We start from the raw sequence: 13,482 nt of genomic DNA, 5'->3' as shown, positions 1-13,482 counted from the left end.
TGCTGATTGCGGAGCATTCTGCATCGGGTTCACTGCGATAGCCATATGTCTGCCCGATCGTAGCTCTCGCTGCACGGGCGCCTCTCGAATTGACTTGGTGTCATGCATGATGCCCCCCAAGCGACACGCATCAGCAGTTTTCTCCTTGCGCCTGCATTCGAAGCACGCTAATTGGCTTCGTAATGTTATTACATTACGAATGAGGCACAAGCCGTGCCGGTCAATCAAAAGGGTCTCAGCGAATGAACAAGGCGATCACGACACTCAGCTGCGCACTGGCTGTATCCTCAACATTGACTTTTGCAGGAATGGCAGGCGCTGAGACATCTTCGGGAAACAATCACAACCACGGCCATTCCCACGATCAACAGGGGTCGGTGTATAATGGGTATTTCGATGACGACCAGGTAAAGGCGCGTGAACTATCGGACTGGGAAGGCGACTGGCAGTCGGTCTATCCCTATCTTGTAGATGGAACCTTGAATCCGGTGATGGCCGACAAGGCGAAACATGGCGACAGGAGCGCCAGGGAATATCGTGCCTACTATGAGACGGGATACAAGACCGACGTCGATCGGATCGTCATCAAAGGAAAGAAGGTTGCCTTTTTCCGCGGCAAGGACCCCGTGAGCGGAGACTACGAGGCGGATGGGCACGAAATCCTCACCTACAAGAAGGGTAATCGAGGGGTGCGTTTCATCTTCCGGAAAAGCGCCGGTGATGACGCCGCACCTCGGTTCATCCAGTTCAGCGACCACATCGTCGCCCCTGAGAAGGCGGATCACTACCATCTCTATTGGGGCAACGACCGCGCCGCGCTACTGAACGAGGTCACCAACTGGCCGACCTATTACCCCGCGAGCCTGAATGGGAAACAGATCGCCGAGGAGATGCTGAGCCACTGACTAGTTGACACCGAGAAACTGCCTGAGCTCGGCGGTCTGCGGATTGGCGAAGACGTCCTCCGGCCGGCCTGCTTCATGGACTCGGCCCTGATGCATAAAGACGACGCGGCTGCAGACGTCGCGGGCGAACCGCATCTCGTGCGTGACCATCAGCAGCGTCATTCCCTCGGCGGCAAGTTCGCGCACGACGGCCAGAACTTCGGCGACCAGTTCCGGATCGAGCGCCGAGGTGATCTCATCGCAAAGAAGGGCGGTTGGCTGCATGGCGAGCGCGCGGGCGATGGCAACGCGCTGCTGTTGTCCGCCCGAGAGCTCGTCAGGATAGGCGTCGAACCTGTGACCCAGCCCCACACGCTCCAGCATCTTGCGGGCGGTGGCCTCGGCTTCGGCCTTGGGTGTCTTTTTGACCACCGCCTGCGACAGCACGACGTTGCCGCCGGCAGTCAGATGCGGGAAGAGATTGAATTGCTGAAAGATCATGCCGACCTTCAGGCGCAGCGCCTTTAAATGGACTTCGTCATCGATGAGCTGTGCGCCGGCCACTGAGATGGAACCGCTGGTAATGGTCTCAAGACCATTGATGCAGCGAAGCAGGGTCGATTTGCCCGAACCGCTCTTGCCGATAATGGCAATGACCTCGCCAGGTTCGACATTCAGGTTGATGCCTTTCAGCACCTCGTTGGATCCGTAGCTCTTGCGGACGTCAGTGATTTCGATGAGCGACATTGAGCTTCCTCTCCAGGATCTGGCTGCTTTTCGACAAGGGCCAGCAAAGGGCGAAATAGATGAGCGCTACGAGCCCATAGACGGTGAAGGGCTGGAAGGTGGCGTTGGTGACCACGGTGCCGGCCTTGGACAATTCGACGAAACCGATGATCGAGGTCAGCGCCGTGCCCTTGATGATCTGAACGGAGAAACCGACGGTCGGCGGTATGGCGATCCTCAGCGCCTGCGGAAGGATGACGTAGCGCATCTGCTGCAGACGCCCCATGCCGAGGCTGGCGGAGGCTTCCCATTGCCCCTTCGCAACCGCTTCGACGCAGCCTCGCCAGATCTCGGTGAGAAAGGCGGCGCTCCATAGGATCAGCGCCAGTCCCGCCGCCAGCCAGGCCGGGACGTCTATTCCGAAGAGCCCGAGACCGAAAAAGGCGATGAAGAGTTGCATCAGCAGCGGCGTACCCTGGAAGAGCTCAATATAATATTTCGCAAATGCCCGACCGGCCTTGCGCCTGCTGATGCGTAGGAATAGCAGGCCGAGGCCGACCACGCTGCCGCCGATAAACGAGACGAGCGATAGAAGAATGGTCCAGCGAGTGGCGAGCAGCAGGTTGCGCAGGATGTCCCAAAGCGTGAAGGTGATCATCGCACTGCTCTCCTCGGGAAGATGAACCAGCCAACCAGGCCCAGCACCTGCCGGAGCAGGATTGCCAGCGCGAGATAGATTGATGTCGAGACGATGTAAGCCTCGAAGGCTCGGAAGGTTCGCGATTGGATGAAATTCGCGGCGAAAGTCAGATCCTCGGCGGCGATCTGCGATACGACCGCTGAGCCGAGCATGACGATGACCACTTGCGACGACAGTGCCGGCCAGATGCGCTGCAGCGACGGCACGAGCACGACATGGCGGAAGGTCTCGAAGCGCGTCATGGCGAGGCTCTCGCCCGCCTCGAACTGGCCTTTCGGCGTTGCTTGGATGCCCGCGCGAATGATCTCGCAGCTATAGGCGCCGAGGTTGACGACCATTGCGAGATTAGCGGCCGTCAATTCGGAGAGCTGGAGGCCGAGCGATGGCAGACCGAAAAAGATGAAGAAAAGCTGGATCAGGAATGGGGTGTTGCGGATCAGTTCGACATAGGCCGCAACGACCGGCTTCAGCCAGACCGGGCCGAGCGCCCGCACCCAGGCGCAAACGATGCCGAGCGAAATGCCGAGCACACCGCCAATCGCGATGAGCTCCAGGGTGATCAGTATGCCCTTAATGATCTGGGGGTAATATTCAAGCAGCCAGCCGAATTCGAAATGGTAACTCAAGGAATGTCCCCTCTTGCGGTGACGGAGCGCATGTCATCCCGCGGAGGCGGGATGACATGCGCGAGACCCGGATTTCCTTAAAGATCGGACGGCAGATCGGCGCCGAGCCACTTCTGCGAGATGGCATTCAAGCTGCCATCGGCTTTGGCGGCAGCGACGATGCCGTTCACCTTCTCCAGAAGCGCGGACTGTTCCTTGTTGAGGCCGATGTAGCAGGGCGAGTTCTTGATGAGGAACTTCAGCTCGGGGCGCTTGGGAGGATTTTTGGCGAGGATGGCAGCCGCCACGACATTGCCGGTGGCAATGATGTCGACCTGGCCGGAGAGGAAGGCCGAGATGGTGCCGTTATTGTCCTCGTAACGCTTGATCGTTGCGTCGGCCGGCGCGATCTTCGTCAGCTCGAGATCCTCCACGGCGCCGCGCGTGACGCCGATGCTCTTGCCCGCGAGATCTTCTGCCTTGGCGACCGAAAGATCGGCCGGCCCGAAGACGCCGTTGAAGAAGGGCGCGTAGGCGACCGAGAAATCGATCACCTTTTCGCGCTCCGGATTCTTGCCGAGGCTCGATATCACAAGATCGACCTTGTTCGTCTGCAGATAGGGGACGCGGTTGGCGCTCGTAACCGGCACGAGCTCGGCTTTGACGCCCAGCTTTTCGGCAATGAGGTTGGCCATGTCGATATCGTAGCCCATCGGCGCCATATCGGTGCCGACGCTGCCGAAAGGTGGGAAATCCTGCGGGACTGCGACGCGCAGCGTACCGCGCGCCGTGATGTCGGCGAGAGCATCGGCGTGAGACGGCGAGGTGAAGCTGAAGGTCGCGGTCAGGGCTGCGATTGCGAAGAAGATCCGTCTTGTCAGCATGTGTTCATTGCTCCTTTGAAGTTGTGGTTTTGGGGTCCGATTGCCGGGCGATGGAGGATGCGGCCTTTAGCGGAAGCGACAGGGAACTGCGCAGATCCGAAAGCGGATCCGGGCGCGCCGTCAGGTCGAGGCCCATTTCCACTTCATCAAGATGTTCGACGGAGAGCTCCGCAGCTCTGACGAAATCACCTGCCTGCATGGCCTGGAAAATACGGCAGTGCCCCTCGTGCGACTGTGCCGCATGAAATTCGGATTGATAGAGCATCGAAATGAGGATCGTCCTCGCGGTCAGGTCGCGCAGGATATCGACGATGATCGTGTTCCCGCTCAATTCCGCGATGCGGATATGGAAATCGCCCATCAGATAAGTCAGCCGCTGGCGGTCGCCCGCCGCCATGGCATTCCTCTCCTCATTCAGATGGGCGTCGAGAGCCTTGCGTCCCTCCTCCGTCAGCACGGCCATGCTGCGCAGCAATCCAGCCTCGACGACACGCCTCGCCTGATAGACGGCGATCGCCTCCTCAGCGGAGGGCTCGACGACGAACCAGCCGCGCCGGGGGCTGACATGCACGATGCCGCGCGTCTCCAGACGCATCATCGCTTCACGGACGCGGGTTCGCGACACGCCGAAGAGCGCTGCCAGCTGATTTTCGCCAAGTCGAGTGCCCGGCCGGATCTTGGCAGAAAGGATCCCCGAGACGATCGTTGCCTCAATGGATTTCTGCGTGGTCTCGGATGTGTGGCTCTCTTGCATACAAGGCAGAAAGCAAAGCCCGTGCCAAAAACCCCCCGCTCTGGATCATCAACCTGTCTCGGACTTTTGGCGGGAAATCTGCCTGCCGGGGATGCAGACTGAACGTAATTTGGGCGAGCGCGCCCCCCTCCCCCTGCCCTATCGCCGCGCCGTCGTCTAATTGAAGCTCGATGTTTTGAGAAATTCTGCCAATCGTTCGGTCTTCGGACGCAGGAACATTTCCTTCGGATCGCCCTCCTCGCAGATGACGCCCTGGTTCATGAAGATAACGCGGGATGAAACCTCATAGGCGAAACGCATCTCGTGGGTGACGAGCAGCATGGTCATGCCGTCGGCGGCCAGCCCCTTGATCACCTGCAGCACTTCGCCCACCAGTTCCGGGTCGAGGGCTGAGGTGACCTCGTCGAACAACATCAGCCGCGGCGACATGGCGATGGCGCGGGCAATTGCGACACGCTGCTGCTGGCCGCCGGAGAGCTGACTGGGATAATGGTTGGCGCGGGCGGCAAGGCCGACCCGGTCCAGCCATTTTTCAGCAATGATGCGGGCGTCCGGCTTCGTCATCTTCTTCACCTTGACGAGGCCGAGCATGACGTTTTCGGCCGCACTCATATGCGGGAAGAGATTGAACTGCTGAAAAGCCATGCCGGTCAGGGAGCGCTGGCGCGCAATCTCCTTCTCGCTCTTGCGCCGCCGCGACGCGCCGTCGACGTGATAGCCGATTTCCTCGCCGTCGAGTCTGATCGTGCCGCCCTGGAATTCCTCGAGCATGTTGACGCAGCGCAGCAAGGTGGTCTTGCCTGAGCCGGATGAGCCGATAATGGAGATGACTTCGCCTTCCTGCACGGCGCAATCGACCCCCTTGAGAACTTCGTGGATACCGTAAGTCTTACGCAGACCCTTGATGTCGAGAATGGTCTTGGCCATCGGTAGGCTCCTCAGGACGGCAGGGCGGTCTTGCGCTCGACATATTTGCCGAAGTGCTCGATGCCGTAGTTGACGATGAAATAGAGACCGCCGGCCAGAAAATAGAACTGCAGGCTCATGAAATTGCGGGAAATGATCTCCTGCGTGCGCAGGAGAAGCTCGGCGACGCCGATGACGGAGAGCAGAGTCGAGGCTTTCACCATCTCGGCCGCCGTATTCACCCAGGCCGGCAGACATTGGCGCATGGCCTGCGGCCACAGCACCGAGGTGAAGGTCTGGGTAAAGGTCAGACCGATCGCCTTAGCGGCTTCGGTCTGCCCCTTCGGGATCGCCTGAAGCGCTCCGCGCACGATTTCGCCGACATGGGAAGAGCAGAAGACGGCAAGGGCGAGGACGCCGGCGGAGAACGGTCCGAGATCAAGACCGACCGCAGCGGAGACGTAATAGCTTGCCAGTACGAGCACGAGCACCGGCGTGCCGCGGATGATATCCGTATAGGCTCGCACGAGGAGACGTAAGACAATGCCGCCGTAAACCAGCGCCAGTCCGACAAAGACCCCGAGAACGGAGCCGGCGAGAATGGCCAGCAGCGAGATCGACACGGTCATGGCGATGCCGTTCATGATGACGTAACGGGCGATCCAGAGTTGTTCGAGAAAGGTGTGAGACATCGGAATTATCTCGGCAGGGCCAGACGGCGCTCGACGAGGCGCATCAAGGCGGCGATGAGGAGACAGGTGGCGACATAGAGGGCTGATGTAACCAGCCATGTTTCGATGACCCGGAAGCTCTCGACATTGATCTTGCGGGCGGCAAAGGTCAGCTCGGGCACGGCAATGGCGGCGGCGAGCGAGGTGTCCTTGAAGAGCGAGATGATGGTCGAGGAGAGCGATGGCAGCACGTTGCGCAACATCAGCGGTGCGATGATCGAGCTTCGGATCTGCATTGCCGTCAGGCCGATTGCGAGGCCGGCTTCCGTCAGTCCTCTTGGGATCGACAGCAGTCCGGCGCGGAACACCTCGGCCAGATAGGCGCCGGAATAGAGCGAGAGAACCAGCACGAAGCTTTTCATCTTGTCGAGGCGCAAGCCCATCTGCGGCAGCGCGAAAAAGGCGAAAAGCACCAGGACGAGAATCGGCAGGTTGCGAATGATAGTGACATAGATGCGCGCCGGCACGAGCGCGAAGCGGCTCCTCGACGTCAGCGCGAAAGCCACGACAAGACCGATTGCGGCCCCGATCAGGATCGAGATCACGGCAAGGCCGAGGCTGAGGGCAAGTCCGCTTAAGAGAAAGTCGAAATTGCGCCAGACGGCAGCGAAATTCAGCGTGTAACCCATGCGGGTCCTTTCAGACCGGAGCACGCTGCCGAACCTGCGAGCGGCCCGGACAGCGTCATACTCCAACCATTCGATTCAGAAGCGGATTCGGATCTTGGCCCGACCTGGACCAAGATCTTTCTGTTCCAGCGGAGCGGGAGCGAACTCCCGTCCCGCATCGCGGTCACTTGAATTCGACGGGGAAGCCGATCTGCGGCGGCGTCAGATCCTTGCCGAACCAGGTCTTGTAGGATTTGGCGTAAAAGTCGAAGTCGACACCGGTCATCGCTTCGTGAAGAGCGGTATTGACGAAGTTCAGCCAGTCCTGATCACCGCGCTTGACGGCGCAGGCATAGGTCTGTGGGTTCCAGCCGTAACCAGCATCCTTGTAGCGTCCGGGGTTCTGCGTCATGTACCAGGCGAGCGACGACTGGTCCGTGGCGGCGGCATCGGCGCGCCCGGACTCCAGCGCCTGATAGATCAGGTCGACGGATTCGTATTGGTCGACGGTCGCTTCCGGCAATGCGGCGTGCACCATAGCCTCGGCATAGACGTTCTGGAGAACCGAGATGGTGACCGACGAGCCGGCAGCCTTCAGGGCGGCATAATCGGCATATTTTCCGTCCGCCTTGAGCATCAGGCCGACGCCTTCACGATAATAGGGAATGGTGAAGGCAACCTGCTGGGCGCGTTCGCCGGTAACAGTCATGAACTGGCAGGTGATGTCGACCTTATCGGTGGTGATGTTCGGAATGCGGGCATCCGAAGACTGGTTGACATATTCGATCTTATCCGGATCGCCGAACAGGGCCTTGGCGACGATGTGGCCCATGTCGACATCGAAGCCCTGAAGCTTGTCGTCCGCGCTCTTGAAGTGCCAGGGCGCATTGGTGCTGCCAGTGCCGAGCACGAGATGGCCGCGGGCCAGAACTTCGTCGAGCTTGCTGCCCTCGGCGAGCACAGGCGTCGACACCAGGGCGGCGACGGCCAGCGACATCAGGCCGGTGCGAAAGGAAATGATCATGGCGTTCCCCTTGTAGATGTTTCGATGATCCAATATACCGGACATCTGTCTATTTTATTGGATTTCGATATCAAGTGCTATCGGCGGTGAATTGTCAATGGGGCATGCCGAAAAAACGCGCAGCAGAGTGCTTGGCGATTTTTTCGGCAGCGCAGCATTTTGCGGTTGGTTTCGATTTCTTCGGTCGCGGCGCGCCCTTCGGCCTAAGGTCGTTTTCCAGCAGCTCTTTCATGAAGGCCCGGCATATCTTCGGGGCCACAGGCCTTAATGGCATAGGAGCAGAGCTTGAAGTCGCTCATGAGTTCACCGGCCGTCGTGAGCTTGCCGATGTTTTCCTCGCTGTGGCGGGCAACGGTTGCCGGTGAAGCCACGTTGGGAGACTGGCCCTCAGTTTTGGGCGGCAAGCAGATGACGGCAAGCGGCAAGCACCTGACCCAGGGATTGCGCGGCGTGGTGTGCGGGAGTTGCTGCGCGCCTTTACCGCTCTAAGCGGCCGCGACGCCGGCGGCGAAGATCGCGATGCAGCGGTGGAGATGGGCAAGCATCAGAGCCCGGTCGGGCCAGGCATGCACGCGGCCTTCCGGCGGGCCCATGCCGCCAAAGATCATATCCATCAGCATGCGAGCGCCGCTCTCCGGATCATCCAGCGACAGCCTGCCTTCCGCCCGGCGATCGCGCAGCCAGTCGGCGAGATGTTGCCTGCTGGCGAGTATGCCTTCGCGCTGGAGAATTTCGATAAGCTCGGGAAACTGCGTGGCTTCGCGAAAGATAAGCTGCAGGAAGCCGGCGCGTTCCGCATCCGTATCCTCGTCCATGTCGATCATGAAGATGCGCTCGAGACTCGCCGTGATCGGGAGGTCTTCCGCGGGCCTGGGCAGGTCGAGCATCAGGCGCCGATGCGCGCCGACCACAGCTGCAAACAGTTCTTCCTTGCTCTGAAACAGCTTGTAGAGCGTCTGCTTGGAAACACCCGCCTCGGAAGCGACCCCTGCGGTCGTGCTTCCGGCATAGCCGTATTTTACGAAAACGCGGCGGGCGACTTCGACGATATGGGTCCGCTTGTCTTCGTCGCTGGAGACTTTCGGCCGGCCGCGCTTGCGCGGTTCATCTGCGGTCTCGTCGGCAATATCCATTACGATCAGACCGTCTGTCCGAGACGCATGCCGACGCTCCTGAAAAGCAGGCTGCAGTTTGTGAGGGACGATTTCTTCGGTTGTGGCATTGGCAATTTCGACTTATAGAACTCATCCGTTCCCGTAATGCGCTGCATCCCCACCCTCTAGCGATGGAGCGCCTATCACGACCATTTCGGCCGCAACGTCAGTCTCTCCCTCTCCTGTAGCAAGAGCTCGACATCCGCATCCCAGGACGCCCTATCCTGTAGTACGGTTTCAGCAAAGAAATCAACCGAGCGGCAGCTTAACGAAGAGACACCCAGCAGCGCCGACAAATTGATGGCCCAGCTGATGACGCTGGCGATTACTTCGACCATCCCGGCCGGCTAAAGGGACGGCGGCGCAGGTTACCGAAAGCGATCTCGGCAATCGTCACGTCGGCACGACCAGTTCAACATGCCGGAACGAGCCATGCGATCATCGCTTCAGCAGGCGATCTTTTCAACATCTCCGAAGCGGTTGGCGGAAATTAAAGCTCAATCCCTTCATGCGCTTGGTGGCCTTTGTTGAGGACGGCCTCGAGGTTGGTATCCATCCCGCTTTGCTGCGAAAGCCTGTTGTAAAAGGATGATGCCGGCTCGCGACCGGCATCGCATATTTCATAGAATTCAAGCGTCCTCTCGACGACATCGGCAATCGAGCGTTTTTCACGGCGGGCGAGCCGGTGAGCAAGATCACGCGCCCGCAAGCTTCGTACCGAAAGCTGAGGTTCAGCCATGTTAATCTCCCTTGCCACATCTATAGCTGCCTCCTCGCGCCATCAAGATGGCAGCAAGTGCCTTGGAAAGTTCCGGTTTCACACTGACCACCCCAATTTTGGACGGTGCTCTCGCCCTGCGAAAATCTGCTGGAGTCTCCGAGTTGAAAGAATTAACCATATCTCAGCGATCTCTGGATAAATAATACTCTGCATAAATTCGTCGCCTCGAAGAAGAGGCCCAGAAATTTATATGGAGGCAGTCTTGGCGTTTACTATTGCGCGTTGCTTGGTGGCCTTCGGCGTCGCCGTTTCAGCAGGCCTGTTCATGTCGATCGGGTTGCAGCAATCGGCGCTCGAACGGCTGAAGGTCAACGGCCCCGTTTACGAGCAGGTGGTCTATGGCAAGGACCTCATCGCCGACATATTGCCGCCGCCGCTCTTCGTGGTCGAATCCTACATGCTCTCCTTCGAAGCCAGCAAATTCCCTGAGCTCACCGAAGCCAATCTTGGCAAGATCGCAAACCTCAAGGCCGCTTACGACGACCGCCGCGCCTATTGGAAGTCCACCCGGCTGCCGCAGGCTTTGAAGGACGAGCTCGAAAACGATGTGCTGACCAAGGGCGATGCATTCTGGGACGTGATGAACCGCGAGATCATTCCGGCGCTGAAAGCAAAGGACGAAGACAAGGCGCACGGCGCGATCGAGCAGTTGCGCGTCGCCTTCCATACGCACCAGGATGCTGTGGAGAAGCTCGTCGCGAATTCCGACGCTTTCCTGAAGGGCGAGGAAACGAACGCAGCTTCGGAAATCGTGACCTGGACGATCTATGCGGGAGCTGCAGGCTTCGGCTCCTTCGCTCTGCTGCTGGCGGGACTCTATCTTCTGCGCCGCCGGGCAATCGTGCCGCTCGATGGCATGAAGGCCTATATGGGCAATCTTGCCGAAGGCGATTTTTCGACCGAAGTTCCCTATGCGAATCGTTCCGACGAGATCGGCGCCATGTCCAAGGCGGTCGCGGTGTTCCGCCGTAATGCGCTGGAACGGCAGGACGCGCAGAAGCGGGAAACGGCGCTTCGCGATGCCGAATTCGAGCGCGAGCGCAGCCAGATGGCCGAAAAGGCGGCCGAGGAGCGAACACGCGAAACGGTTATCAACGAGTTGACATATGGCCTGGACCAGCTGTCGCACGGCAATCTTGATTGCCGTATCACGACAACCTTTGCCGCCGCCTATGAGAGCTTGCGCGCCAAGTTCAACGACAGCCTGGATGCTCTTTCCGCCTCAATGGCGGAGGTCGCCCAGACCTCCCGGCAGGTGGGCAGTTCCTCGACCGGCATCACCAATGCCGCAGACAGCCTCGCATCGCGCACGGAGCAGCAGGCGGCTATGCTAGAAGAGGCCACCGCCGCGCTCAAGGAGATGAACGCTAAAACCAATGACGCCTCCCACCATGCCGGCAAGGCGACCGGTATGATGGCCGAGACGCGCAGCAGCGCCGAACATTCGGCAGCCATCGTTCGCGATGCGATCGCCGCCATGCAGAAGATCGAGGGTTCGTCCGCCCAGATCGGCGATATCGTCAACGTCATCGACGAGATCGCGTTCCAGACCAACCTTCTGGCGCTCAACGCCGGTGTGGAAGCTGCCCGAGCAGGCGAAGCGGGCAAAGGCTTCGCCGTTGTAGCGCAGGAAGTACGTGAGCTCGCCCTCCGTTCGGCCAATGCCGCCAAGGAGATCAGATCTCTGATTTCCACGTCATCGTCTCAGGTTTCCACCGGCGTAGAGCTCGTCAACCGCACCGGCAAGGCGCTAATGGAAATCGAAGGCCAGGTCGAGCAGGTCGCCGGCCTGATCGCCCGCATCGTTTCGGTTTCCTCCGAGCAGGCAGTGGCGATCGCGGAAATCAATGCCTCCGTCAATGCGCTCGATGAGGTCACGCAGCGCAATGCCGCGATGGCCGCGGAAACGGTCTCAGCCTGCCGTGCGCTCGGCGGGCAGACGCAGACGCTGGAGGGCGTGGTCGGCCGTTTTCAGATCAATGCACCGGCCGGCGGGTCAAGATCGCAGAGAGCCGCCTGACGCGGCTCAGGCGTAAATCCTCACGCGGCCGGCGAACCTATTAAGACTTTCGGCGTTTCACGGCAATGGAACATCTCGATCGCGACGCCGCACCTTCGTTGGATCAGGATCGCGCTGCGATCCCAATGCCGCAAGGGTTTTGATGCCAGCCTCTGCCCACAGGGAACGCCCCACGGCGCTCGAACGCGAAAGAATTCGACGCGCTGCCGCGATCGCTCGGCTCATGGATACCGCAGTCAGATTGCCTTTCGGCGTACGGATCGGCGCAGACTCGGTTCTCGGCCTCATCCCAGCCGTCGGCGACGTTGCCGGATCCCTCATCGGTCTCTTCATCATCGATGAAGCAAGGCGTCTCGGCCTTCCTGCCCATAAGCTCGCCCGCATGGCGGTCAATCTCGGCGTCGACGCCGCCTGCGGCACGGTTCCGCTGGTCGGCGATCTCTTCGACGTTTATTTCAAATCTCACCGCCGGAACGTCGGCATCATCCTCGAGCATTTCGGCATCAGCGAAGACGAGCTGAACCAGCGCATCTGACGATGCTCGGCCCCTCCGAGGAACCTGTCTAAAGCTCAGTCAGGGCGCCGGCCGTCTTGACTGCGTGATCAAGAACAAATTGCAGCTTGGCGGCATGGCCGAAACCCGGCTCATCCGGCTTCCCTTTTTCCACGGCGTTTGCAAATCGCTGGAAATTGGTGATGACCGGTTCGACCTCGATCTTGCGCCAGATCGCCTTGTCGGCATCGGCGCCTTCGCAGGCCCTGAGGGTCGAACCTTCAGGCGTATGCACCACCTCGAGCGCCCCCTTGTCTCCATGCAGGCGCAGGCGCAATTCGTTCAGATGGCCGGTTGCCCAGCGCGTTGCATGGATGACGCCAGCCGCGCCGTTTTCGAGCTCGGCCATCATCAGGAAACTGTCATTCGCATCGAGCTCGTATTCGCCGATCCGGTTCCCGGGGCTCTTGTCGAAAACCTTGAGATGCGATGCCGCCGCCTTTACGTCGCTGCCGGCGGCAAAAACCGCGAAGTCGAGAATGTGGATACCAACATCGCCCAGCACACCGTTGGAGCCGTGCTTTGTCGACAGCCGCCAAAGCCACTGCGACTCTTTGGTCCAGTCGCCCCAAGCCTTGGACACCAACCAACTTTGGAGATAGGACGCTTCGAAGTGGCGGATCGCGCCGAGACGGCCATCCAGCACCATCTTTCGCGCCGCCTGCAGCGGCGCCACATTACGATAGGTAAGGTTTACCATCGTGACCTTTCCGGACGCCGCCGCGGCGTCGGCCATCTCCTTGGCCTCGCGGTAGTTGACCGCCAGGGGCTTCTCGCAGAGCACATGCTTGCCGGCGCCGAGTATCTTCATCGTCGTGGAATAATGCGCTCGATCCGGCGTGACATTGGTCACGGCGTCAAACTCCCCCCAGGCAAGGGCGTCATCGAGCGATGTGAAAGTAAGCGGGATGCCATGCCTGAGCGCGAAGGCCCGCAGCCGGACCTCGTCTGTATCGACGGCAGCAACAATTTTGACGCCGGCGATTTCGGAGAAGTTCATGGCGTGGGTATTTGCCCATCCTCCCGTTCCGAGAATGATCAAGCGCATTTTTGTCCTCATGATCCTTTATCGAGTTCAGCGGTAACCGGCTTCGCCGGCCTGGTGCAGTTTCGGGCCGCGTTCGACGATCGGCTCCAATGCCTTTTCCACCG

The 13,482-nt window shown here is 59.8% G+C and carries 16 protein-coding genes and 2 pseudogenes; 5 read left to right on the top strand and 13 right to left on the bottom strand.

What is annotated here, in order from left to right; all coding sequences use genetic code 11:
• Nucleotides 1-242: 242 nt before the first annotated feature.
• A complete protein-coding gene (locus CO660_RS16295) occupies nucleotides 243-905 on the top strand; it encodes a metal-binding protein ZinT (RefSeq protein WP_097599583.1) in 663 nt (220 codons plus the stop codon).
• Here the strand turns inward: CO660_RS16295 and CO660_RS16290 are convergent, their stop codons facing one another.
• The 9 genes from CO660_RS16290 to CO660_RS16250 form a co-directional block, all read right to left on the bottom strand.
• Nucleotides 906-1,631: an amino acid ABC transporter ATP-binding protein gene (locus CO660_RS16290; RefSeq protein ID WP_097599582.1), complete on the bottom strand. Its 726-nt coding sequence runs from the start codon at nucleotides 1,629-1,631 to the stop codon at nucleotides 906-908. It lies immediately after the preceding gene.
• Nucleotides 1,609-2,268, bottom strand: coding sequence for an amino acid ABC transporter permease (locus tag CO660_RS16285; protein ID WP_085781599.1), 660 nt, complete (start codon nucleotides 2,266-2,268; stop codon nucleotides 1,609-1,611). The genes CO660_RS16290 and CO660_RS16285 overlap by 23 nt, the downstream gene beginning before the upstream one ends.
• The gene (locus CO660_RS16280) at nucleotides 2,265-2,936 is read right to left on the bottom strand and encodes an amino acid ABC transporter permease (RefSeq protein WP_085781600.1); all 672 of its coding nucleotides are present in this window, start codon (nucleotides 2,934-2,936) and stop codon (nucleotides 2,265-2,267) included. Before CO660_RS16280 ends, CO660_RS16285 begins: the two co-directional genes overlap by 4 nt.
• A 77-nt stretch (nucleotides 2,937-3,013) precedes the next feature.
• Nucleotides 3,014-3,799, bottom strand: a complete 786-nt coding sequence (locus CO660_RS16275) for a transporter substrate-binding domain-containing protein (RefSeq protein ID WP_085781601.1) — start codon at nucleotides 3,797-3,799, stop codon at nucleotides 3,014-3,016.
• 4 nt (nucleotides 3,800-3,803) lie between these two features.
• A complete protein-coding gene (locus CO660_RS16270; RefSeq protein WP_097599581.1) occupies nucleotides 3,804-4,553 on the bottom strand; it encodes a GntR family transcriptional regulator in 750 nt (249 codons plus the stop codon).
• A gap of 156 nt (nucleotides 4,554-4,709) precedes the next feature.
• Nucleotides 4,710-5,480 carry an amino acid ABC transporter ATP-binding protein gene (locus CO660_RS16265; protein WP_097599580.1) on the bottom strand — a complete coding sequence of 257 codons (771 nt, stop codon included), beginning with the start codon at nucleotides 5,478-5,480 and terminating at the stop codon, nucleotides 4,710-4,712.
• Between the two features lie 11 nt (nucleotides 5,481-5,491).
• Nucleotides 5,492-6,151 (bottom strand): amino acid ABC transporter permease, encoded by a 660-nt coding sequence (locus CO660_RS16260; RefSeq protein ID WP_085781604.1) that lies wholly within the window; start codon nucleotides 6,149-6,151, stop codon nucleotides 5,492-5,494.
• 5 nt (nucleotides 6,152-6,156) lie between these two features.
• Nucleotides 6,157-6,819: an amino acid ABC transporter permease gene (locus CO660_RS16255; protein ID WP_097599579.1), complete on the bottom strand. Its 663-nt coding sequence runs from the start codon at nucleotides 6,817-6,819 to the stop codon at nucleotides 6,157-6,159.
• Between the two features lie 163 nt (nucleotides 6,820-6,982).
• Nucleotides 6,983-7,822, bottom strand: coding sequence for a transporter substrate-binding domain-containing protein (locus CO660_RS16250; protein WP_097599578.1), 840 nt, complete (start codon nucleotides 7,820-7,822; stop codon nucleotides 6,983-6,985).
• Nucleotides 7,823-7,953: 131 nt separating this feature from the next.
• Between CO660_RS16250 and CO660_RS16245 the strand changes: the two genes are divergently transcribed.
• The gene (locus CO660_RS16245; protein ID WP_097599577.1) at nucleotides 7,954-8,187 is read left to right on the top strand and encodes a hypothetical protein; all 234 of its coding nucleotides are present in this window, start codon (nucleotides 7,954-7,956) and stop codon (nucleotides 8,185-8,187) included.
• Between the two features lie 120 nt (nucleotides 8,188-8,307).
• Here CO660_RS16245 and CO660_RS16240 read toward each other — a convergent pair whose 3' ends face one another.
• Nucleotides 8,308-8,955: a TetR/AcrR family transcriptional regulator gene (locus tag CO660_RS16240; protein WP_097599576.1), complete on the bottom strand. Its 648-nt coding sequence runs from the start codon at nucleotides 8,953-8,955 to the stop codon at nucleotides 8,308-8,310.
• A gap of 163 nt (nucleotides 8,956-9,118) precedes the next feature.
• Here CO660_RS16240 and CO660_RS34475 point away from each other — a divergent pair.
• Nucleotides 9,119-9,303: pseudogene (locus tag CO660_RS34475) on the top strand (EF-hand domain-containing protein); the annotation flags it as partial.
• A gap of 163 nt (nucleotides 9,304-9,466) precedes the next feature.
• Here the strand turns inward: CO660_RS34475 and CO660_RS16230 are convergent.
• A complete protein-coding gene (locus CO660_RS16230; protein ID WP_097599575.1) occupies nucleotides 9,467-9,715 on the bottom strand; it encodes a plasmid stabilization protein in 249 nt (82 codons plus the stop codon).
• A gap of 244 nt (nucleotides 9,716-9,959) precedes the next feature.
• Here CO660_RS16230 and CO660_RS16225 point away from each other — a divergent pair, with 244 nt between their 5' ends.
• Nucleotides 9,960-11,777, top strand: coding sequence for a HAMP domain-containing methyl-accepting chemotaxis protein (locus CO660_RS16225; protein WP_097599665.1), 1,818 nt, complete (start codon nucleotides 9,960-9,962; stop codon nucleotides 11,775-11,777).
• A 142-nt stretch (nucleotides 11,778-11,919) separates the two neighbouring features.
• The gene (locus CO660_RS16220; RefSeq protein ID WP_097599574.1) at nucleotides 11,920-12,312 is read left to right on the top strand and encodes a DUF4112 domain-containing protein; all 393 of its coding nucleotides are present in this window, start codon (nucleotides 11,920-11,922) and stop codon (nucleotides 12,310-12,312) included.
• A gap of 28 nt (nucleotides 12,313-12,340) precedes the next feature.
• Here CO660_RS16220 and CO660_RS16215 read toward each other — a convergent pair whose 3' ends face one another.
• Nucleotides 12,341-13,378 (bottom strand): Gfo/Idh/MocA family oxidoreductase, encoded by a 1,038-nt coding sequence (locus CO660_RS16215; RefSeq protein ID WP_085781620.1) that lies wholly within the window; start codon nucleotides 13,376-13,378, stop codon nucleotides 12,341-12,343.
• A 27-nt stretch (nucleotides 13,379-13,405) separates the two neighbouring features.
• A pseudogene (locus tag CO660_RS32820) lies at nucleotides 13,406-13,482 on the bottom strand (trehalose utilization protein ThuA); the annotation flags it as partial.

This window comes from Rhizobium sp. L9 (genome assembly GCF_002531885.1).
Lineage (GTDB): Bacteria > Pseudomonadota > Alphaproteobacteria > Rhizobiales > Rhizobiaceae > Rhizobium.
Note: the sequence above shows the minus strand (reverse complement) of the source record. Positions and strands in the feature narration are given on the sequence as shown.

What these genes read in the sequence shown, in the direction of transcription:
- CO660_RS16295 (WP_097599583.1), top strand. Translation starts at nt 243, where the DNA reads ATGAACAAGGCGATCACGACACTCAGCTGCGCACTGGCTGTATCCTCA.
- CO660_RS16290 (WP_097599582.1), bottom strand. Translation starts at nt 1,631, where the DNA reads ATGTCGCTCATCGAAATCACTGACGTCCGCAAGAGCTACGGATCCAAC.
- CO660_RS16285 (WP_085781599.1), bottom strand. Translation starts at nt 2,268, where the DNA reads ATGATCACCTTCACGCTTTGGGACATCCTGCGCAACCTGCTGCTCGCC.
- CO660_RS16275 (WP_085781601.1), bottom strand. Translation starts at nt 3,799, where the DNA reads ATGCTGACAAGACGGATCTTCTTCGCAATCGCAGCCCTGACCGCGACC.
- CO660_RS16270 (WP_097599581.1), bottom strand. Translation starts at nt 4,553, where the DNA reads ATGCAAGAGAGCCACACATCCGAGACCACGCAGAAATCCATTGAGGCA.
- CO660_RS16265 (WP_097599580.1), bottom strand. Translation starts at nt 5,480, where the DNA reads ATGGCCAAGACCATTCTCGACATCAAGGGTCTGCGTAAGACTTACGGT.
- CO660_RS16260 (WP_085781604.1), bottom strand. Translation starts at nt 6,151, where the DNA reads ATGTCTCACACCTTTCTCGAACAACTCTGGATCGCCCGTTACGTCATC.
- CO660_RS16255 (WP_097599579.1), bottom strand. Translation starts at nt 6,819, where the DNA reads ATGGGTTACACGCTGAATTTCGCTGCCGTCTGGCGCAATTTCGACTTT.
- CO660_RS16250 (WP_097599578.1), bottom strand. Translation starts at nt 7,822, where the DNA reads ATGATCATTTCCTTTCGCACCGGCCTGATGTCGCTGGCCGTCGCCGCC.
- CO660_RS16240 (WP_097599576.1), bottom strand. Translation starts at nt 8,955, where the DNA reads ATGGATATTGCCGACGAGACCGCAGATGAACCGCGCAAGCGCGGCCGG.
- CO660_RS16230 (WP_097599575.1), bottom strand. Translation starts at nt 9,715, where the DNA reads ATGGCTGAACCTCAGCTTTCGGTACGAAGCTTGCGGGCGCGTGATCTT.
- CO660_RS16220 (WP_097599574.1), top strand. Translation starts at nt 11,920, where the DNA reads ATGCCAGCCTCTGCCCACAGGGAACGCCCCACGGCGCTCGAACGCGAA.
- CO660_RS16215 (WP_085781620.1), bottom strand. Translation starts at nt 13,378, where the DNA reads ATGCGCTTGATCATTCTCGGAACGGGAGGATGGGCAAATACCCACGCC.